At 66.2% G+C, this 20,969-nt stretch carries 17 protein-coding genes; 5 read left to right on the forward strand and 12 right to left on the reverse strand.

Going from position 1 to position 20,969, the window contains the following annotated elements; all coding sequences use genetic code 11:
- Positions 1-21 precede the first annotated feature (21 nt).
- Positions 22-579 (reverse strand): NADPH-dependent FMN reductase, encoded by a 558-nt coding sequence (locus WDO72_08960; GenBank protein ID MEJ0085799.1) that lies wholly within the window; start codon positions 577-579, stop codon positions 22-24.
- 152 nt (positions 580-731) lie between these two features.
- Between WDO72_08960 and WDO72_08965 the strand changes: the two genes are divergently transcribed.
- The 4 genes from WDO72_08965 to WDO72_08980 are packed head-to-tail and all read left to right on the forward strand — an operon-like array spanning position 732 to position 4,058.
- A complete protein-coding gene (locus tag WDO72_08965) occupies positions 732-1,076 on the forward strand; it encodes a DUF1475 family protein (protein MEJ0085800.1) in 345 nt (114 codons plus the stop codon).
- A 6-nt stretch (positions 1,077-1,082) separates the two neighbouring features.
- Entirely contained in the window at positions 1,083-1,559 is a 477-nt protein-coding gene (locus WDO72_08970; protein MEJ0085801.1) for a DUF2062 domain-containing protein, read from the forward strand.
- On the forward strand, positions 1,556-2,608 hold the full coding sequence (locus WDO72_08975) for a class I SAM-dependent methyltransferase (protein MEJ0085802.1): 1,053 nt from the start codon (positions 1,556-1,558) through the stop codon (positions 2,606-2,608). The genes WDO72_08970 and WDO72_08975 overlap by 4 nt, the downstream gene beginning before the upstream one ends.
- A gap of 10 nt (positions 2,609-2,618) precedes the next feature.
- Positions 2,619-4,058 (forward strand): tetratricopeptide repeat protein, encoded by a 1,440-nt coding sequence (locus WDO72_08980; protein MEJ0085803.1) that lies wholly within the window; start codon positions 2,619-2,621, stop codon positions 4,056-4,058.
- A 732-nt stretch (positions 4,059-4,790) separates the two neighbouring features.
- Here WDO72_08980 and WDO72_08985 read toward each other — a convergent pair.
- From WDO72_08985 to WDO72_09035, 11 genes are all read right to left on the reverse strand, one after another.
- Entirely contained in the window at positions 4,791-5,834 is a 1,044-nt protein-coding gene (locus WDO72_08985; GenBank protein ID MEJ0085804.1) for a VWA domain-containing protein, read from the reverse strand.
- A 13-nt stretch (positions 5,835-5,847) separates the two neighbouring features.
- Positions 5,848-6,945, reverse strand: a complete 1,098-nt coding sequence (locus WDO72_08990; protein ID MEJ0085805.1) for a VWA domain-containing protein — start codon at positions 6,943-6,945, stop codon at positions 5,848-5,850.
- Positions 6,942-8,300 (reverse strand): FHA domain-containing protein, encoded by a 1,359-nt coding sequence (locus WDO72_08995; protein ID MEJ0085806.1) that lies wholly within the window; start codon positions 8,298-8,300, stop codon positions 6,942-6,944. The genes WDO72_08990 and WDO72_08995 overlap by 4 nt, the downstream gene beginning before the upstream one ends.
- A 14-nt stretch (positions 8,301-8,314) precedes the next feature.
- Positions 8,315-8,698 carry a hypothetical protein gene (locus WDO72_09000; protein MEJ0085807.1) on the reverse strand — a complete coding sequence of 128 codons (384 nt, stop codon included), beginning with the start codon at positions 8,696-8,698 and terminating at the stop codon, positions 8,315-8,317.
- A gap of 8 nt (positions 8,699-8,706) precedes the next feature.
- On the reverse strand, positions 8,707-11,151 hold the full coding sequence (locus tag WDO72_09005) for a PEGA domain-containing protein (protein ID MEJ0085808.1): 2,445 nt from the start codon (positions 11,149-11,151) through the stop codon (positions 8,707-8,709).
- 7 nt (positions 11,152-11,158) lie between these two features.
- Positions 11,159-13,540, reverse strand: coding sequence for a protein kinase (locus tag WDO72_09010; protein MEJ0085809.1), 2,382 nt, complete (start codon positions 13,538-13,540; stop codon positions 11,159-11,161).
- A 24-nt stretch (positions 13,541-13,564) separates the two neighbouring features.
- Positions 13,565-14,854: a hypothetical protein gene (locus WDO72_09015; protein MEJ0085810.1), complete on the reverse strand. Its 1,290-nt coding sequence runs from the start codon at positions 14,852-14,854 to the stop codon at positions 13,565-13,567.
- A 17-nt stretch (positions 14,855-14,871) separates the two neighbouring features.
- A complete protein-coding gene (locus WDO72_09020) occupies positions 14,872-15,747 on the reverse strand; it encodes a hypothetical protein (protein MEJ0085811.1) in 876 nt (291 codons plus the stop codon).
- A 17-nt stretch (positions 15,748-15,764) separates the two neighbouring features.
- Positions 15,765-16,448, reverse strand: coding sequence for a hypothetical protein (locus tag WDO72_09025; protein MEJ0085812.1), 684 nt, complete (start codon positions 16,446-16,448; stop codon positions 15,765-15,767).
- Positions 16,449-16,575: 127 nt separating this feature from the next.
- Positions 16,576-17,649: a PA0069 family radical SAM protein gene (locus tag WDO72_09030; GenBank protein MEJ0085813.1), complete on the reverse strand. Its 1,074-nt coding sequence runs from the start codon at positions 17,647-17,649 to the stop codon at positions 16,576-16,578.
- Positions 17,650-17,814: 165 nt separating this feature from the next.
- Positions 17,815-19,059 carry an MFS transporter gene (locus WDO72_09035; protein ID MEJ0085814.1) on the reverse strand — a complete coding sequence of 415 codons (1,245 nt, stop codon included), beginning with the start codon at positions 19,057-19,059 and terminating at the stop codon, positions 17,815-17,817.
- Positions 19,060-19,152: 93 nt separating this feature from the next.
- Between WDO72_09035 and WDO72_09040 the strand changes: the two genes are divergently transcribed.
- Positions 19,153-20,967 (forward strand): DUF885 domain-containing protein, encoded by a 1,815-nt coding sequence (locus tag WDO72_09040; GenBank protein ID MEJ0085815.1) that lies wholly within the window; start codon positions 19,153-19,155, stop codon positions 20,965-20,967.
- Positions 20,968-20,969: the final 2 nt, after the last annotated feature.

Consider the following 20,969-nt stretch of genomic DNA (forward strand, 5'->3'; position numbering starts at 1 on the left):
AATTTCTCGCAGCGAACGTTTTCAGCCCGCCAGCGTGATCCGCTTCACCCACGCCACGTATTTGTCCATCCAGGTGTGCAGGAATTTCCGGGTCTCCGGATTGGCTACGCCGCCGGCCTCGTCGAAGAAACCATCCTTGACCTGGAGGTATGCCTCGGGCTGCCCGAGTGTCGGCATGTCGAGGAATCCAAGGCAGGTGCGCAGATGCCCCTGCGCGATCGCAGTTCCGATCGCTCCAGGCGAGCAACCGATGATGCCCGCGGGTTTTCCTGCCCAGGCGCTTTGCCCATAGGGCCGCGACGCATGATCGATCGCGTTCTTGAGCACGCCCGGAAGTGAGCGGTTGTATTCGGCGGTCACGAAGATCACCGCGTCGCAGGCGCGCAGCTCGCTCTTCAAACGCTGCACCTCCGGTGCCTGCGCCTTGTCGTCGTCCTGGTTGTAGAGCGGCAGATCGCCGATCTTGAGCTCCTTGAAGCTGAAATCCGGTGGCGCGAGCTTGATGAGCGCATTCGCCAGCTTGCGGTTGTTCGAATCCTTGCGAAGGCTGCCGACGATATAACCGATTTGTTTGGGCATTCATCACTCCTGTATGCGCCGCATCATCGCAAATTCACGCTATCGATCTGTAGGAAGGTGAGCACGCCCGCGCCGGTGCATCCAGCGCCCGGCCCCTTCCGTATCATCGACAGCCCCATTGTCCCCAAGCCTCGGCATTCCAAAGGCCCGCGATGCAAAAACGCAGCCTCCAGCTCCTGTTCGGATTCATCTGCCTGTCGCTCGCGGCTTACACCGCCTGGGCCAGTACCCGGCAATCCGTCTTCGCGTGGGGTGGCCTCACCACTCCCCCCGACAACCTGTGGACTATTGCCACGCTCATCGACGCGTACTACGGATTCATCACCTTCTACGTCTGGGTGTTGTGGAAAGAGACCCGGGCGCTGCCCCGTATCCTGTGGTTCGTCGCGATCATGGCGCTCGGCAACATCGCGATGTCGGCTTTTGTCCTGCGGCAGCTGGCTCGCCTGAATAATGCCGACTCGATGGGGACTCTGCTGTCGGCGCGGAACTCCTGACACCCGATGCGCGGTTTCCTGCAACGCCGACTGGTCGCGCCGCTGCTCGCGCTGCTCAGGCAGGGCGTGACGCCGCGCAAGCTGGCGCTCAGCCTCGCGCTGGGCGTGGTCTTCGGACTGGTGCCGATCCTCGGAATCTCGACGCCCTTGTGCGCGCTTGCGGCCCTGGCCCTGCGCCTCAACATGCCGGCCATCCAGCTGGTCAACTATCTACTGACGCCGCTGCAGCTGCTGTCGATCATCCCGCTGCTGCGTTTCGGCGAATGGCTGGCGCGATCGCCGCGTTTTCCGATCACGCTCGAAGCGGGGCTCGCGCTGCTGTCGAAAGACGTGTTTACCGCCGTCAGTGCCCTCTCCACGGCGATCGCGCATGCCACGCTCGGCTGGCTCGTGCTGGCGCCGCCCACCGCTTTCGTCCTGGTCAGGGTTCTCGAACCGGTGTTGCGTCACCTGACCCCGGCATCTTCGCGGGAGGCGCGATGACTTCGCTTGCCATGCGCCTGCTCGAGCGCGACGTCATCCCGGATTTCCTGATCCGCCAGCGCATCCGCTCACTGCTGGCCGCGCGCCTGCGCGAGGAGGATCAGCGCGACCCCGAACGCCAGCAGCAGCGACTCATCGATTTCATCCGCCAGCTGGAACGCAGCCCGGTGGCGATCGAAACCGCGGCGGCCAACGAGCAACACTACGAGGTACCGACGGAGTTCTACGCGCGGGTGCTCGGCAAACACCTCAAGTATTCGAGCGCCTGTTACCCGCACCCGAAGGCGCCGGCCGCCGCGAACCTCGACGCGGCGGAGGCGCGCATGCTGGCGCTCACCTGCCAGCGGGCTCGGCTGGCGGACGGCGACCGTATCCTGGAGCTCGGCTGCGGCTGGGGTTCCCTGAGCCTGTGGATGGCGGCTAACTACCCCAAGGCGCGTATCACGGCGGTGTCCAACTCGCGCACGCAGAAGCAACACATCGACGCGCAGGCCCGCGCGCGTGGCCTCGGGAATCTCGAGGTGATCACCTGCGACGTCAACCGGCTTTCGTTCCCAGCCGGCACGGCCTTCGACCGCGTGGTGTCGGTCGAGATGTTCGAACACATGCGCAACTACGAAACGCTGCTCGCAACGGTGGCCTCGTGGATGGCGCCGACCGCCACGTTGTTCGTACACATATTCACACACGTGAAATATGCCTATCCGTTCGAAGTCCGGGACGAAACCGACTGGATGGCCAGGTACTTCTTCACCGGCGGCATCATGCCGAGCGACAGCCTGCTGCTGTATTTCCAGCGCGACGTGCGCCTGCTCGAACACTGGCAGGTGCCGGGCTGGCACTACGCCCTCACCAGCGAAGCCTGGCTTTCGAACATGGACCGCCATCGCGCGGAACTATTTCCCCTGTTCGAACGTACCTACGGTCGCGCTGGCGCGCGGCTCTGGTGGGTGTACTGGCGCGTCTTCTTCATGTCCTGCGCGGAACTGTGGGCATATGACGGCGGTCGCGAATGGCTGGTATCGCATTACCTGTTTGAAAAGCGGTAGAGTCGCCCGCATGGCAGCACGAAAGTATCTGGGCGGTCTCGCAGCCGTCGCATTCGTATTGGCGGTCGCCCCGGCTTTCGCCGTCAGCGATGCGGATCGCATCGCGGTCTACAAACAGTTCCTCGTCGATTACCAGGCGAAGCGGTACGTCGAAGCGCAGCCGCTGGCCGAACAGCTGGTCAAGCTCACCGAGGAACAATACGGACCGGACGAGCTTGCGCTCACCAATCCACTGACGAATCTCGCGACCATTCACTACAAGCTCGGCAACTATCCGGCCGCCATCGAGAACTATCAGCGCACGTTGCGCATCCTGCAGGCGAAATCCTCGATCGCGGACAAGGCGCAGATTCGTCCGCTGCACGGCCTGGGCGTCAGCTTTCTCGGCGCGCAGGATCCGGAGTCGGCGGTGGTGGCGCTGAAACGCGCCGCGGACCTCTCGCGCAACAACGACGGCCTGTTCAACATCGGCCAGGTGGAATTCATCGACGCGCTGGTGGACGCCTATGCGGCCACGGGCCGGTACGCCGAGTCGGAAAAAGAAGCCGGTTACGCGCTGCGCGTCGAGGAAGCCGCGTACGGCCGCAGCTCCATCAAACTTCTCGACCGCCTCGACAAGCTGGCGCGCTGGTACGAAGACGACCGCCGCTACACCAGCGAGCGCAACACCTACGAGCGCTCGCTCGCGATCCTGCAGAAAAACGGCCCGCCCAACGACCTGCGCCGCATTCCGCCGCTGCGCGGCATCGCGCGGTCCTTCCGGCTCGAGGCTTTCTACGGAATCGAGGGCGCGGACAACGGCGCGACGTTCAACACCGGCACCAATGGCGCGCAGGTGTTCCCGGAAGGCAGCCAGCAGCGCCGCGGCGAAACCTCGCTGACCGCCGCGCTCGCGATCATCGATTCCGTCCAGCCGGCCGACCCGCTGCTGCGTGGTGTGGTGCTCACCGATCTCGGCGACTGGTACCTGGTCGCGAGCAACACTCGCCGCGCCTACGACTCGTATGCCGAGGCCTGGAAGTCGCTGAGCGACGCGCACGACACCAAACTGCTCGAGTGGCCGCGCGTGCTCGCCTACCGGCCGTCGGTCAGCTCGGTAGATCGCTCGCAGCTCGACCCGAAGGAGGCGCAGCTCAAGGCGGTGGAGCTGCGCTTCACGGTGACGCGCGATGGCCGGCTGGAAAATGTGAGCTCGCCGACCACCGACGTGCCCGAAGGCATCGTGCGCAATTCGGTGACTTCGATGCGGCGTTCGCGTTACGCGCCGCGCATCGAGAATGGCGCGGCCGTGGCGACCAACGACGTGGTCTTCGTCGAGCGCGTGCTGGTCAGGGCGCCGTCGCCGGATAACGAGACGTCATCTGGGAAGGCGGCGGAGAAATCTCCGGAGCAGCCGGCGCCTGCCCCGGCGGAAGAGGCGCAGAAGAAGGAAGAGGCGCCGAAGCCGTAGTCGCCACCGGCGTATCGTTGATCGGTACCGCTTCGATGGTCACTTCCGCCTGCGCGGCCGCGGCTTCCGCGGAACCCGGCAGCGGCTGAACCTTCGGCGTCAGGGCCTGTGAAACCAGCAACGGCTTCGCAACCTCGAGCCCCGGGAACTGCGTGAGGAATTTCGCCGCCGCATCGCGCATCGCGGCATACGACGCGATCCCCAGTTCTTCTTCGCCGTTGCCGATCTTCGGCGCCGGCCCGCTGCCGTAACCCGTGAGCGACAACGTATCGACCAGCTCGCCGGTCGGCGCGTAGATGAGGATCTGGTAGCGGATGGTCACCGCGCAGTAGATGCCGCCGGTTTCCTTGGCGTTGGCGAACGAAAACTGCTCGATGCGCGGTTCGAAGATGGCCAGCACGCCGGGCTCGTTACGCGCCTTGTCGACGCTGTCGAAGACCTTGGACTCGGTGAACTCGGCTTTGAAGATCTCTTCGAAGATGTGTTTGTGCGAGGCGCCGAGCTGCGCTTCGTAGTCGACGCTGGCGCGAGATTCCTTGTGGACGTAGTTGCCGGTCTCCGGGGTCACGACCATGGCCACCTTGGCGGGCGTCGCCACGACCAGCGGCTTGGGCAGATCGCCTTCCGGCCGCACCGCGATGGTCGCGCATCCGCTCGCGAATACCAGCGCGGTGTAGACGAATATCGGCGAGAGACGACGCATGTTCATTGTGGGTCCCTGATCCGGCGGCTCTAACTAATACAACGGGGCGAACCGAGCACGTCCACCTTGACCGCGCAGCTCGGACCGCCGGTGGTGAGGCCGACGAAGGTGCCTTCGTTGTCGTCGCACATGGCGCGCATTAGAGCAGCAAACCGCGCATTGATAAACGGCGGGGAGTTCGGCCCGTCGGGCATCCCGATGGCATGGATGCGCACGCGGTGCCGCCCCTGGCGATCGACCGGGTTGTATTTACGCACCGCCGCGAGCGCCGCCTCGATGGAACCGCCGGTAAAGTCGTCGCCGATGACATACACACTGATCTTTTTGTCGGCCGCCCACCAGCCCTGCACCGCCGCGCCGATGCCCTCGACCGGGCTCGAATTGCTGTACGGCTTCCAGTTGACCATCGTCGACATGATCTTGGCGCGCTGCGCCGGCGTGTCCTGCAGCCACTGACCGCGGGTGCTCGCGAACATCGGCTTGCCCTCGTCGTCGAGCACCTGGATGCCCTTCACCTTGGGATAGATGTCGAGGATCTCTTTCATGACGTTCTGGGCATTCTCCCAGTTGTCACTCTGCATGCTGCCCGACGTGTCGATGCAGAAGATGATGTATTCGCTGTCGACCGGTATGCCGCCGACCGCGGCCACCTGGTCGATGCGTTTGGGCGCGTTCTTGAGCAGCCGCTGCATTTCCGCCGTCAACGTCTGGTGCGCGGCGACCAGTTCGGTTTCGACGATGTTGGTGACCGACGCTTCGCCCTTGCTGGCCTTGAACTCGCCGCGGATCTTGGAAAGATCGCCGGCCAGCGCCGAGATCTTCAATTCCTCGGTGGTTTTCACCTTGATGCGGCCCTGCAGCTCGCGATTGAGCATGTCGGTTTCGCCGCGCAGGTCGAACAGCTGCCGTTGCAGCGCGTCGATTTGACCCTTGAGGTCCTTCTCGCTGCGCTCGATGACGATCGGCTGCCCGACGTCGGTCAGCACCAGCAGCAGGATGATGGCGCCGAAACCGCAGCAGATGCAGTCGAGGAACGACAGCGTGAAGACTTCGAATTCGCGGCGTTTGTGCATGGGGTGCTTCTAACTAGGGCCAGTCGCGCGAGGGGATGACGTACGAACCGCCGGTGCGGCGCGCGAGCCGCCAGTACGCGTGGGCCGCCAGCAGGTCGCCCTTCATTGGCAGCAACACCACGTCCATCGGCATGTCCTTCGTCACCGTCTTGGCGGCATCGTCGAACAGCTTCTCGCGCTCGCGCACGTTGATGAATTTGCGTGACGGCGCCACCGACCCCTGCGTGGGCAGTCCGTCGGTGATGAGGATGATCTGGTCCGGCGCCGGGTTGATGGTCCGGGCGGACAGCAGCGCATTCACCAGGCTCGTGCCGTCGCCCGGCGTAATGTTGCGCGTGGCGGTCAGCACGTTGTTGATCACGCGCGGATCGTTCGAGGCCAGCCACTTGCCCTGCGTGTCGCCCTGCACGGCTTTCGCTTTCACGTTGAAGCCGTACACCTGGAACTGGCTGTTGTCCGGCAGCTGCGCGGTGATCCACTCGACCATGTCGAGCGCGCGGCGCCATTTCGGCGCGGCACGGCGCGCGGCCTCGGGCTGGTTGCGCAAGCGGATCACTTTCACCACGTCGTCTTCCATCATGCTGGCGGAGGTGTCCAGCAACACGAGGATGCGTTTGCCCTTCACGCGCAGCGCGCTGATGTACTTGCGATCGCCGCGGCCGCGGAACGCCTTGACTCGCGACCCGGCGGGGCCCTTGTCGAGCGCGCCACCCTGCAGGCGCTTCATGCCTTCTTCCATCGACTTGATGTCGGCTTTCAACTGGTTGATGTGCGCGCGTCGCGCCAGGCTTTCTTCGTCGAACTCGGTGGATTGCTCGCGGCGTTCCTTCAGTTCCTTCGCGACGCGTATGGCGCGCGCCTGCGCGCTGGCCGCATCGTCGTCGGTCTTCTCGAGCGTGTTGCGCAACACCACCAGGTTCTTGGTGCCGTCCTTCACTTCTTCTTCGAGCTTCTTCACTTCACCGGTGAGCGTGTCGAGCCGCAGGATTTCCTGCGCGCCGGCCTGCGCCTGCACGATGGTGTAGAACAACACCACCGCGCCGAAGCCGCAGCAGATGCAGTCGAGGAACGACAGCGTGAAGACTTCGAACGCTTTGCGCTTCTTCTTCACGGTGTGTCTTTCGCGAAGGCCGCCGCGGAAATCAGCGTGAACTCGACGCCGGGCGTGCCGACCCGGACGCGATCGCCGGGGCGTACCGGAGCGCGTTCGCGCACGCGCGCGCCATTCACCCAGGTGCCGTGGCGGCTGTGATCGATGAGCACCGTGCGCTCGCCCTCACGGCGCAGCGAGCAATGCCGGCGCGACACGCCGGCGGCAGCGCGCGGCAGCGTGATGTGCGGCGTGTTGGAAACTTCCTCGGTGCCGATGACCAGACCCACCTCTGGAAAACGCATCGAGTCGCCGCCAAAGAGAATGTGCGTCACCGGAAGTGAACGCCCGGGCGAAGTGGTCACCGAGGAAACGTATTCGACTTCGCCCGCGAGGCTGTGATCCGCCAGGCGCGCGACGTGCCGGCGCAGGCGCGGCGCGGTCGCAGCCGGATCCACTGTCTGCAACGATGCGGCCACCGCGGCAAGACCGGCCGGCACGATGACCAGACCGTCCTGCTCGAGCTCGAGCAGCCGCGCGAGAAAGCCCGGCCAGCGGCGCGACTCGGCCGGCAACACCAGCGCGGCGCCCTGCCCCGCGATGCGCGCCAGGCGTGCGAGACGCGTGAGCTCGCGGTAGAAAGGCTGCGCGGCATCCGCGAACAGCTGCGAATCCACTTCCACCGCGAAACGCGCGCCGTCGGATTCGAGCGCCGCTTCGACCTTGGATTCAGTGGCGGCGCGCGCGGCCAGCGCGGGCAGGTCGGCGAACAGCCGCTGTTCGACGGGCAGGCTCATCAACGGATCGAAGCGCGTGTTCTTGACCATGGCCCCCGCGACGGCGACCAGCCACAGGTCGTAGACGTCGAGCAGATTGGCGCGTTCGCTCACGAAGGATTCTTCGACCGCGCATTCCGGCCCGCCCGCGACACGCGTCGCGATGGCGGAACGCCAGCCGGCTTCTAGCATGACGTAGTGAGGCCGTTCCGTGACTGCGGCTGCGGTGAGCGCGGCGGCGTCGATGAAATCGCGCACCTCGCAACCGGCCGCGCTGAACGCGCCGCGCAGGCTGGTCAACGCAGTGGCATCGAGATCGGCGGGCACGGCTACGACCGCGTCGACCCGCTCGCTGACGCCGAGCGCGCGCAGGTGCGCATGCAACTCGAGCGCCACGGCACGCGCCGCGGCGTCATTCTTGCCGAGCTCGCGCCAGTGGGTGAGCGACACCTCGTCCGGCCGGCCGCGCGAGGCGGCCAGCGCGTCGCGGCCGAAGCGCGGCTCGCGCGCCGCAATCTCGACCGCCAGCGGCTCGTTCGCGACCAGTTCGCCGTCGCGGGCGATGGTCAGCGTGTGGTGGTCGAAATGGATGCCGTACATGCGTGTCTAACTAATCAGATGTTGGTGGGGAAACTCACGCTCGAATCCGCGTTGTATTGCAGATCGGGCGGCAGTTCCTCGGGGGCGATGCCTTCGTAGGGATCCTTGTCTTCGCCTTCCTGTTCCTTGGCGGAATCGGCAGCGGGAGCCGCCGCGCCGGGCAGCGCCGCGGGTTTTCCAGCATCCGGCGTGCCGCCGGGCGTCGCAGGTTTCCCGCTTTCCGGAACGGCCGGCTTCGCCGCGGCGGGCGCGGCCGGATCCTGCGCAGGCGTGACGTGAGTGGTCGTCACGGCCGCGGGGCCGATGCGATGCGGGGTATTGAGCATCGCGGTGGTCGCCGCGATGGCAGCCACTCCCGCCACGCCGATCGCCAGTACGCTGCCGATGAGTTTCTGCATGTTGCCTCCTATTCCGGCGCCACGTAACGCGCGACGCGGAAACCGATCACGTCGCTCGACTCCGCCGAACCCTCGCGCCACGGGAAGCGCAACTCCGTCGCGCTGACCGAACGCCAGTTCGAGCCGCGATAGGCGTGCCCCTTGCTGTCGCTGGGGCCGAGCGGATCCGTGACCGGTGTCGAGGCGACGAACGAAAGATATTTGTCGGTGACCCACTCCGACACGTTGCCGGCGAGGTCGTAGAAGCCGAGCGCATTGGGCGGGAACAACGCCGGCGCCGACGCGCCGATGAAATCGTCCTTGTGCCCCACGAGCGCGGCGCCCAGCACTTCGAACGCTTCGCTGCCGCCGAAGTTGGCAGTGCCGGACACCACCGGCAGATCGTTGCCCCACGGATACTTGAGCGGCTTGCCCGTGCTCGCGGCGCGCGCGACGAATTCCCACTCGCCCTCGGTGGGCAGCCGGTAGCCGATGGTCACGGGCACCGTCAGCGTGAACCCGCTGTCGGCGCTGCCTTGATAGGCCGGCGGCAGCCCTTCTTCCGCCGACAGCCAGTTGCAGAACTCGGCCGCCTCGTCCCAGGTGACGCGCGACACAGGTTGTTTGTCGAGATCGAGCGACACGTTGCCCACCGCGCCGGAATTATGCGTCGCGCGGAACAGGCGGAACTGCGCGTTGGTGATCTCGCGTTCGCCCAGGTAGAACGGCCGCATCAACGTGACCTTGTGCGCCCCCTCGTTGGGCCTGCGGCCCTGCTCGCGGCGGTCGCTGCCGGCCTGGTAGGTGCCGCCGGAGACGATCAGTAGTTTGATGCCGGACTTGGTGGTGAGCTTCGCGGCCGAATTGCCCACCACGTCCTTCGGGTTCACCAGCTTGAAGTCGAGCGTGCGCGCGATGCCCGGCGCCAGCACGAGCTCGGTGACATACGGATTGAAGCCCTCCTTGCGCACCTCGATGTGCCAGCGGCTCGCCGGCAGCTGCAACGACGCCGGCGCCTTGCCGCGCGAATCGCCATTCACGAACACTTCGGCATCGGCCGGCTCGCCCTGCACGCGCACATCGACCAGCAGCGCCGCGAGCCGCGCATCGAGCGTGGATTCCTTGCCGGCTTCGGCGAACACTTCGCGCGTCCACGGCGCGTAACCCGCGCGCGCGATGCTCACCGCGTGTGATACGCCGGGCGACAGATCGATGGTCAGGGGCGTGATGCCGCGGAAACTGCCGCCGGTCGTCACCTGCGCGCCCGACGGCACCGAACGCACGGTGACGCGCGCATCGGCCGCGCCGAGCTCGATCGGCCCCAGGGTTTGCGGCACGCCGGCGTTGACCACCACGCTCGAAGTCCAGACGCGCAAACCCGGCGCGGAAACCTGCACGCGGCGAATACCCGAATCCATCTCGATCTTCGCGGGCGTGACGCCCGCCGGCTTGCCGTCGACCTCGATCTGCGCGCCATCGGGCACGGACGAGAGCGCGACGACCGCGAAGTTCGGCTTGAGCGCGACTTTCAGATCCTGTTTCTTGCCGCCGCCTTCGACGGCCAGGCGCTGCACGTGGTCGAGATAACGCGGCGCCTTGAACGTGAGCGTACGCTCGCCCGCCGGGACGTCGACGGTGCCGGGGACACGCCCGAGCGGCGCACCGTCGGCGGAAATCTCCGCGGCCACTCCGCCGGTATCCACCACCAGCTTGCCGGGTAGTTTGACCAGGTGGATGAGTGCGCGCGCCTGCGCCGGGCCGCCCACCGTCACGCGCACTTCGGCCGGGACGTAACCTTCGCGCGTGGCGCGCAGGGTGTGATCGCCGGGTAACACGAACACGCTCGCGGCCGACTGCCAGGAAAAACCGCCCGCCGATTTGACCTTTGCATCGCCGGGTTGCAGATCGAGCGCGATGGGCTGCAGCAGCGCAAACAGGCCGAGCACCGCCAGCAGCAGCACCCCCATCACCCACGCGGCGTAATTCCAGCGGCCCCGGGCCGCCTTGCGGATACGCGGCGCGATGAACCCTTCGATGCTCGGCACTTCGCCCATGTCGATGGACAGGTCTTCGGCCGGCAGCGGGACGGCACGCACGCTGTCGCCCACGGGCGGCAACGTCTCCGTGCCTTCGAGATCGAAGCGGCGCAGCGCCAGTCTCTGGGGAGTGGCGTCTTCCACCAGCAGCTGCGAACCGGCGATGGTGATGACATCGCCCGCGATGATGATGCGCGCGCCAGCGATGTGAACGCCGTTGATGCTGACGCGGCCGTCGGAGGCGGCGTCGAGCAGCCAGCGGCCGGACACCGCGCGGATGCCGGCCAGCGGCGGCGCGTCGACCAGCGAAGGCGCGTCGGTGTGATCGGCGCGCATCGCACCGGAACCCGGATCGACCACCACGCGCGCGCCGAAATGCGAATCGCCCTGCTCGGTGCGCAGGACGATGTTGGCGTCGTAGGTGAGGGAGGGTTCCATTGCAGTTTCAGATAGGTTCGAGGCAGCGGATCACGACGATCTGCTCGGACTGACCCGGGAAAATGGTGATCTCGCGGCGCACGTCGCGGAAACCGCTGCGTTTGCCCGTGACCGTGTATTTGCCGGGTTTGAGCTCCACCTGGCGCCGTTCGAAAGCACCGAAGAAGCCCACCCGCTGGATGGCGACCTCGGTGGCGTTGTCGGATTCGAGCGCGAGCATGACGGGTTGATTGAACGTGGGCAGCAACAGTTCCAGGCGCTGGACCTGCGAACGGATGACCGGCCCCTGCGGCAGCGCGCGCGCGCGCGCCAGCAGGCGCTCGGCGTCGGCGCGCACGTTGTCTTCTGCGAGGCGTTCCGGCTTGTCTATTAGTGCCTGCAATCGCTTGCCGAGTTCCGCGCGGGGCGCGACCTGCGCGCGGCCGGCGATCGCAAATTGCAGCGAAGGATCGCGAGCCAGGGCGTCGTCGTAGATTGTTTGCGCCTCGGCCCAGCGTTCCTGGGCGGCGAGGCTCGCGGCGCGTTGTTCCTCGTCCGCGATGCTGCGGCCGACGCCGGTGTCGCCGACACGCTGCAGCGCCGCGCCCACTTCGCTGCTGTCGGGGCGCAGGCGGCGCGCGGCTTCAAGGTGCGTGCGCGCCTCGGCGAGGCGGCCGCCGTTCAGCGCGGCGAGGCCCGCTCCCAGCTCGGCGTTGAATGCGTTCTCCGCCTGGCTGCGCCGCACGCGCGCCAGCCCTTCGGTCGCAGCCGTGTTGCCCGGATTGCGCCTGAGCACATCCGCGAACAGCTCTTGGGCCTTCGGCAGATTGCCGGCGCTTTCGGCGTTCTCGGCGTCGACCAGCGTCGGCAACACGCCACTCGCGGCGGCAACCTTGGCCAGCCCGTCGGTGGCTTCCTGGTTGACCGTTTCGATCTTCAAGGCCGTTTCGTAGGCTTGCCGGGCGTTTTCGAATTCCCCGGCCGTCAGCGCGCGTTTGCCCTCCGACAGCTGCGCGGCCAATGCCGCCGGTATCCGGGTCTCGATTTCGGTCAGCGTCTTTTCGAGCGCGGCCATTGGGACTTCCACGTCCGCGTACTTGCGGCGCTCGAGCAGGCCGCCGATGTCATCGAGCGATTTGCGCACCGCGGCGAAATCGGACCCGGCCCACTGCGCCGCGGCGCGTGAGTCGAGCTCGAGCACGCGCTTGCCGAGCTCGTTGTGTTTGCTCGCCAGTTCCGCGGCTTGTTTCTCCGCCGCGACGTCCGCGTCGGTCGGGCCGGCCGGCACGTTGAGCGAGGCGACGTCCACTTTTTGCTGGCTGGCGATCTTCGGCAGCAGCAGCCCGACGCCGACCGCGGCCACCACCAGCACGGCCGCAATGGTCCAGCCGCGGCGGCGATTGCGTGCGCGCTGCTCGCGTACCACCTGCGCCCGCAGTTCGTCGACCTGCGGCAACATGCCCGGGTCGATCTCTTCGAGCTCGCGCACCGTGCTCATCGGCGGCGGCAAGTCTTCCGCCATGACCGCGGGTGTCAGGTTGTCGGCCGCCGCGCCGAGAATGGCCGCCTCGGTCTGCGCTGCGGTTTCTCCCGGCGCATTGTCGAGGCCGAGCGTGTCCTGCAACACCGCGTTCATTTCGTCGGCCACGTGGCGCATCGACGGCGGACGCTCGCGGCCCTGCTTGGCCAGCAGCCACGACACGAGTAGTTCGAGCCGCGGGGGGATCGGTTTGACGGATTTGAGCCGCGGCACCGGTTCGGTGGCAATGCGCTTCGCATCGAAGGCCGGGTAGAAAGGCGGATATCCCGACAGCAGCTCATAGGCGAGCGCGCCCAAGCCGTAGATGTCGTCGGCCGGACGCGCCGGTTCGCCCGCCAGCTGCTGTGGGCTCGCCGAGAACGGCGAACCCGGCGGGCCCGAGGTGTTGTCGCCTTCGGAAGCGCCGGCGCCGAAATCCGCCAGCAACGGACGGCCGACGTTGTCGAGCAGGACATTGGAGGGCTTGAGGTCGCGATGCACGATGCGCCGCGCATGCGCGTGTTCGAGCGCCGCGGCGATGTCGATGAGCAGCGGCAGGATCTTGGTGTACGCGGCGCCGCGCATCTGCCGCAGGTCGCCGCCACCGGCCAGCACCATGGGCAACACGGTGGCGTCGGGGCCGCGCACCGGCTCGAATACCCGCAGCACCCCCGGATGATTGAGCCGCGCGGTCAGCGTGAACTCGCGCTGAAAGACTTCCCAGGCGGGTTCGGAGTTCGCGAACTGCGCGTAGAGGATTTTTACCGCGATCTCGGTGTCGCGTAATTCGTCACGCGCACGCCATACCTCGCCGTATCCGCCGGCGCCGAGTTTTTCGATGAGCACGAAACGGCCGCACAGCTTGGTGCCGGCCTGGTTCTGGTTTGTCACGGGTCGTCTAGGGGCGACTAACTATTAGCTGGATGGAGGCTTGAGGTTGCTGGTCGCCGTGGTGGTGGCCGGAGCGGGAGCAACGGGAGGCGGCGCGGCCGCGGCCCCTGTTTCCTCGAGATAGAGCTGTTTGAGCAGCTTGCGCCACTCGCGGTACTGATCTTCGGCCGTGCCGGTCAGGCGCAGCGTATGCCCTTCGACTTCGACCACCTGCGGCGCCACTTCCGACTGGAAGCTCAGCGTGAGCTCCTTCAGCGCGTCGGCGTGGGTGCGCGCATCGGCGTATTTCTTCATGCCCGAGAGGACCGCGGCGATGCCACCGAGCGTGCCGGCGCTGCGCGCGGCGTTCTCGATGCGGCGGCAGTTGTAGTCGTAGCTGCCGCAGCTGTTGGGCGCGAAAATGCTGGCGATGAGCGCGGCGGCGCCGAGCACCGTGCGCGTGCGGGCGCTGGACTTGGCGCGCATTTCCTTTTCGAGCTCGGAGAAACTCGTCTGGCGCCAGCTGCCGTAGGAGTCTTCCATCGAATCGTGGAAGCTCGCGTAGTAATCGTTGACGGTGTCGACCACCGCGGTGTCGCGCTCGCGGATCTTCTCGATGCGGCCGAGCGTCGGATCCCCATCGGCCGGCAGTCTCACTACCTGCGTGATGCCCTTGGAATCCTTGGCGGTCATGCCGGCCATGGCTTCCGGCGCCAGGTCTGCGGCGAAGCGCAACGAGGCGACCTTGCGGATGTTCTCGCGATCGAGCGCCGTCAGCAGGTCGCGCGCGGCGACCAGGTCGTTGGCGATTTCCGAATAGACATTCTGGAACGGATCGCGCGCCTTCATCGACGCGGTGGTCTTGTAGGCGCCGAGATCGACCAGGCTGCTGTAACGCTTGTCCTTGATCCACACGCGACCCGCGGCGTCGGTGGCGGTGACGTCGACCGCGAGAAAGCCGCCGTTGGAATCGATGAGCTGGCCGGTGACGATCAAATCGACGAAATCGGCGGTGTCCGGAATGACGCGCACCGCGCCCCACTGCGCGGTGGACTCGAGCGTCTCGCGCAACAGCGTGGGGATGTAACGCGCCTCGGCCTTGCGCAGGTCGGGGTAGATGCGTTTCTTGGCGAGGGCTTCTTCGTCGGCTTCGAGGTTCTTCGGAATGCCCGGGTCGAACACGCGGATGCCGACGTCGAGCAGCTCGGCCTCGGGGATGTGCACCGTGGCCTGCTTGGGAACGACTTTTGGAACGGGCCTGGTTTCGCTCGTAACACAAGCGGCGAGCGACATCGAAGCCGCCAGCACCGCTCCCGCAAGAAGTTTGTTGGTCATGACATCACCTCAAGACTTCATTTCGCCGACTTCTTGTAGTCGTTGTATTCCTTCCAGAGACGTTCTTTGAGCTCCGGATCCGTCTCTTCCTCGGCGGCCTTGCGCAGGCGCCGCGCGACGATGTCGTCGTCGTTGCCGCTGGTCTGCGGGCCACCACCACCACCGCCGCCACCGCCGATGGACTTGCCGCTCTGGTTGGACGCGTTCGAACTGTTCTGGCCGGCATTCTTGTCGCCACCGGCGCTGCCGCCTTCGGACTTGAGATCGCCTTCGCGCCCGCCGGGCGTTCCGCCGGAACCACCCGCAGAATCGCTGCTTGCGCCCGAGCCGTTCTCGCCTTCGCCGTCGGCGCTGCCCTGGCCCTTCGCGTCGCGTTCCTTCGCCACGCGTTCCTGTTCTTTCTTCAGTGTCTTGTCGAAGTCTCCGAGCGAGTCGTCGAGACTCTTTTCGCTGGACTGGCGACGCTCTTCGGAAGTCTGTGCGCCGCCCGGGCCTTCGGGGTTGGCGCTGCCGGACTTGCCGTCCTTGCCGGATTTGCCGCCGGATTCGCCGCTCGCGCCGCCGCTCTTTTCCGAGCCGCTGCTCGAGTCTCCGGACTTGCCGTCACCCGATTCGCCGGGCAGACCGGGCAACGAACTCGATGGCATGCCACTCTCGCCGGGAAGGCCGGGCAAACCACTGCTGCCACCCGGCATTCCGCTGCTGCCGCCGGGCATCCCACTACTGCCGCTATCGCCACCGGGCATTCCGCTGCTGCCGCCGGGCGAGCCACCGCTGTCGCCGCCACCACCGCCACCGGATGGCATGCCGCCACCACCACCACCGCTGGTTGAAGCGCAGCCCACGAGCACCGCTGCCACGACGGCAACGCTGATCACATTAAAGGTGCGCATGCGGCCTCCTGCGGTAATCAATGGGTACCGGCGGGTTGCGCGTCGGTTCCCGAGAAAAAGCTGCGCAGCTGGTTGGACATGCGGTTGCATGCCGTGGCCTGGACTCGCGCGATGAACGGCAAAGGAACAATGGCCCCTACGATGGCGGAAGTTCCGGTGACGTTGGTGCCGACGCTACCCGCCGACTTGGCCTGTTTCAAATCCCAAATCGTGGCTTCGTAGTCCGATTCCTTTTGCCACCAGCCGAAACCGATGCAACCGGCGCCGCCGGGCGCCGCGCCGCAGGCCAGCGAGCCGCCGCCGTCGATTTTTCGCGTGCTGCCATCGAGCCAGACTACATAACGTACGCCGGTCTTCGTGACTTGCTCCGCCACGCCCGGACGGGCGAGCAACGCGCTCATGGCCTCGGGCTTGCCGGGTGCGGTGCTCGGCTCGAACCACGGAAACATCTGATCGACGAAATCGTTGTTGTCGTGGACCGCGATGCCATGGCGGCCGCCGTCCAGACCTTCACCGATGCAATCCATGAAATCGTCTTCGGCGCCGGCGCCTTCGATTTGCGGCTTGGCGAGGATGACGACGCGTTCGCCCTTGGCGATGGGTGTGGCCATTTCGCGCGATTCTTCGATGCGCGCCTGCATGCAACCACTGGCGAGAACTACTCCCAGGCAGGCATAACTCACGCGGATTGCGCTCTTCATGGACCTTCTCCCAGGACGAGATGAGGGATGTCGATGGGCGCGGCAAGTATGCCACGTTGCAGCATCGTCACTTTGTGACCTCATGCTGCGCATTGGGGTTCCCAACTTAATGCGCGCTTACACAAAGTTACAAAGGCAGATCCAGGGACATCTGGGGATGAGTACGTACGGGAGGCCGGAAGAGATTCGTCGGCAGCTCATTTCTTCGGTCGGCCACGAAAGCGAGGCGCCGCACCGCGAGTGCGAAGCGTTGGCGGATGAGCTGCGCCACCGGACCCGTGGCGTGCATGCGGGTCCCGAACTCGGGATCGTTGTCGCGTTCGCCGCGCATGGCGCGGATCGCCGACATGACGTGCGCGGCGCGCGCGGGAAAATGTTCGGCTAGCCATTCGCGGAACAGGTCTTTCACTTCCCATGGCAGGCGCACGACGGTGTAACCGGCGTAGGTAGCGCCGGCCTCGCGTGCGGCTTCGAGAACCGCCTCGATCTCGTGTTCGGTGAGGATGGGGATGATCGGCGCGACCAGCACGCCCACCGGCACGCCGGACTCCGCCAGCACGCGCATGGCCTTGAGGCGCGCGCCCGCGGCGGCGGCGCGTGGTTCGAGAACGCGCTTCATGTCGTTGTCGAGCGTCGGGATGCTGAACATCACGCGCGTCAGTCCGTCGCGCGCGAGCTCGCTGAGCAGATCGACGTCGCGGGCGACGAGCGCGCCCTTGGTGGTGATGGTCACGGGATGCCTGCAGCGCAGCAGGACTTCGAGGATCGAGCGGGTGACCTTGAGGGATTTTTCCAGTGGTTGGTATGGGTCGGTATTGGCGCCGAGCATGATCGGCGCGGGTTTGTAGTTGCGCGCCGCGAGTTCGGATTCGAGCACCTTGGCGGCGTCGGCTTTGTAGAAGAGCCTGGTTTCGAAATCGAGGCCTGGGGAAAGGCCGACGTAGGCGTGGCTGGGGCGGGCGTAGCAATAAATGCAGCCGTGTTCGCAGCCGCGGTATGGATTGATGGACGCCTGGAAAAGGATGTCGGGCGATTTGTTGCGGCTGATGATCGAGCGCGCGGGCTCGGGCAACACGATGGTTTCGCGCTTGTCGGGTTCTTCGTCCTCGTACCAGCCGTCGTGCTCGAGGGTTTGCGTCAGCTTGTCGAAGCGGCCGGGGGGCTGTGACAACGCACCCCGGCCTTTGATTGAGCCTGCCATGCGCGAACTGTATTTATGTACAGGTCGCGCGTAAATCCAGTTCGGCTGGGTGCGCGGAGCTGTACGGAGAGTGGTGCCGGGGTGCAATTCTCGTAATTGAGCCGGTGCCGGGTGGTCACAACAACGCTCGCTCAATTACGAGAATTGCACCCCGGCACCACTCTCCTAGTGCGTCGGTTCGGGGAAGCGGTCGAGCTTGCGCAGCTCGGGGAAGATTTTCATATACGAGCCGACGACGATGAGCGTCGCACAGCCGCCGAGCACGACGGCCCGCACCGTGCCGAGATATTTTCCGGTCACGCCCGATTCGAATTCTCCGAGTTCGTTCGACGCGCCGATGAACATGGAATTCACCGCGCTCACGCGGCCACGGATCGCATCCGGCGTTTCGAGCTGCACCAGCAGCTGGCGGACGAACACGCTGACCATGTCGCCCGCGCCTAACAAGGCGAGCACGAACAGCGACAGCCAGAAGTTGGTCGACAGGCCGAGAATGATGGTCGCGACGCCGAACACCGCGACGCCACCGAACATCCAGCGCCCGGCGTGCCGCTCGATCGCGCGCAGGCCGAGTACCAGCGCAACGATCGCCGCACCCACGCCTGGCGCCGCGCGCAGCAGCCCGAGGCCCGCGCTGTCCACGTGCAGGATGTCGGTGGCGAACACCGGCAACAGCGCGGTCGCGCCGCCGAACAACACCGCGAACAGGTCGAGCGAGATCGCGCCTAACAAAGGCTTTTTCGACACGACGAAACGGAAACCGTCGAGCACGTTGTGCCAGCGCCATTGGGTCGCCGGACCCTGCGAGGGTTGCGGGCGCACCGGCCGTACGTTCACGACCAGCAACACGGTGAGCGTCAGCAGCGCGCACGCGATGCCGTACACGACGTGGTAGCCGAAGATCGCGAGCAGGCCGCCGATCGAAGGGCCCACGATCACGCCGCTCTGGAACAACACCGCGTTGACCGACACCGCGCCCGGCAACATGTTCTTCGGCACCAGATTCGGCGTCATCGCCTGGCCCGCGGGCGCCCAGAAGGCGCGCGCCACGCCTAGCAACATGACCGCGCCGAACACGATGCCGACGCGCGTGCTGCCCGACAACGTGAACCACAGCAGGATCGCGGCGCCGGTGAGTTCCGCCGTGTACGCGCAGGCGATGATGATGCGCCGGTCGAAGCGGTCCGCGATCTGCCCGCCCGGCAACACCAGCGCGAGGAACGGCAGGAACTGCGCCAGACCGATGAAACCGAGATCGAGCTGGTCGCGCGTGAGCTTCCACACCTGGAAACCGACGACGACGTTGATCATCTGCCAGGCCAGCGTGCCGGACAGCCGCGCGAAGGCATAGCGGGCGAAATCGGGCTGGCTCAACGCCTGCAAGGCAGGCGAACGGGAATTCGTACTCAAGGTGCGCGGGGGACTCGAAGCTGCGAGCCCGCACTTTAACTGGTAACGTCGCGCTCCGGTGACCATTGCGTCCGTTTTGACGAGGGCGATGCGATGAAGAGGCGAGTCATTGCCTGTGCCGCGGTTCTGGCCCTGTGCGCGTGCGCGCCGCTGCCGCCACTGCCCGAGCCGCCGCCGGCTCCGCCCCCGCCGCCACCCAGCGCCGACCCGCAATTCGAGGCGCTCGCCGCGCGTTACCTGCGCGAGTCCACCGCGCTTTCTCCGGTCAACGCGACCCGGCTCGGCGATCACCGTTTCGACGATCGCCTGGACGACGTGAGCGCCGCCGGCTGGCAGAACAAGCTGGAGTTCACCGCGCTCTATCTATCGGCGCTGGATTCGATCGAGACGGCGAAGCTGTCGCGCGCCAACCAGGTGGACGCGCTGCTGCTGCGCCACGACCTCGAGTTCGACCGCTGGCAACTGCAGACCCTGGAGGAGTGGCGCTGGAATCCGCTCGTCTACACGCGCATCGCCGGTGACGGCCTCAACAACCTCATCGCGCGCGAGTTCGCCCCGCTCGACGAACGCATGCGCAATCTCGGCAAACGGCTCGACGAGCTGCCGCGGCTGCTCGCGCAGCAGCGCGAAGTGCTGGTGCCCGCGCGCGTGCCGAAAGTTTTCGCGGAGACCGCGGCCCGGCAGAACGCCGGGCTCGTGGCGATGCTCGACGGCGAGATCGGTGCGCAACTGACCGCGCTGCCCGCCGAACAGCAGGCAACCCTGCGCGCCAGCATCGCGAAGGCGCGCAGCGCGCTCAACCAGCAGCAGATCTGGCTCGAGAAGCGGCTCACGCCCGATGCCAAGGGCGACTTCCGGCTCGGCAAGGATCTCTACGACCAGAAACTCGCGCTGGCGTTGTTCTCGCCGCTGACGCGCGACCAGATCCGCATACGCGCGCAGGCGGAGCTCGAGGCGTCGCATGTGGCGATGTATGAGATCGCGCGCACGGTGCTCAAGGATCCCGCGCTGAACAAGAAGCGCGCGGCGCCGCCCCTCCCGGACAAACCGGTCGATGCACAACGGCAACGCGCAATCCGCGCCGCACTCGAACTCGCCTACGCGCAACACCCGCAGCGCGACGGTGTGCTCGACGCCGCGCGCGCCGCGCTGCTCGACACCACGCGTTTCGTGCGCGAGAAAAACCTGGTGACACTGCCGGACGAGCCGCTCGAGATCATCGAGATGCCGGAATTCCAGCGCGGCGTGGCGCTGGCGTACTGCGATTCGCCCGGCCCGCTCGAGCCCGCGCAGAAAACCTTCTACGCGGTCTCGCCGATCCCGGCGCAGTGGACCCGCGCCCAGGTCGATTCCTTCCTGCGCGAATACAACTCGCGGTCGATCCAGAACCTCACGATCCACGAGGCCATGCCCGGGCACTATCTACAGCTCGCGCACGCGAACAAGTATCCCTCGACGCTGCGCGCCGTGCTGAGCTCGGGGCCGTTCGTCGAAGGCTGGGCCGTTTATGCCGAGCACCTGATGGTCGAACAGGGCTACATGGACGGCGATCCGCTCATGAAACTCATCCAGCTCAAGTGGTACGTCCGCACCGTCGTCAATGCGCTGCTCGACCAGGCCGTACACGTCGACGGCATCTCGCGCGAAGCGGCGATGCAGCTGCTGATGGAGTCGGCGTTCCAGGAGGAGCGCGAGGCGGCCGGCAAGTGGACACGCGCCCAGCTCACCTCGGCCCAACTACCCGTCTACTTCGTGGGTGCGCAGGAACACTTCGCACTGCGCGCGGAAGCGGAGCAACGCGCCGGCGCGGCATTCAACCTCAAGGATTATCATGACAAGGTGCTGTCGTTCGGCTCGCCGCCGGTGCGCTTCGCGCGCGAGCTCATGTTCGAACTGCCGATCGAATAGCC

The organism is Pseudomonadota bacterium, assembly GCA_037200975.1.
Classification (GTDB): domain Bacteria; phylum Pseudomonadota; class Gammaproteobacteria; order Steroidobacterales; family Steroidobacteraceae; genus CADEED01.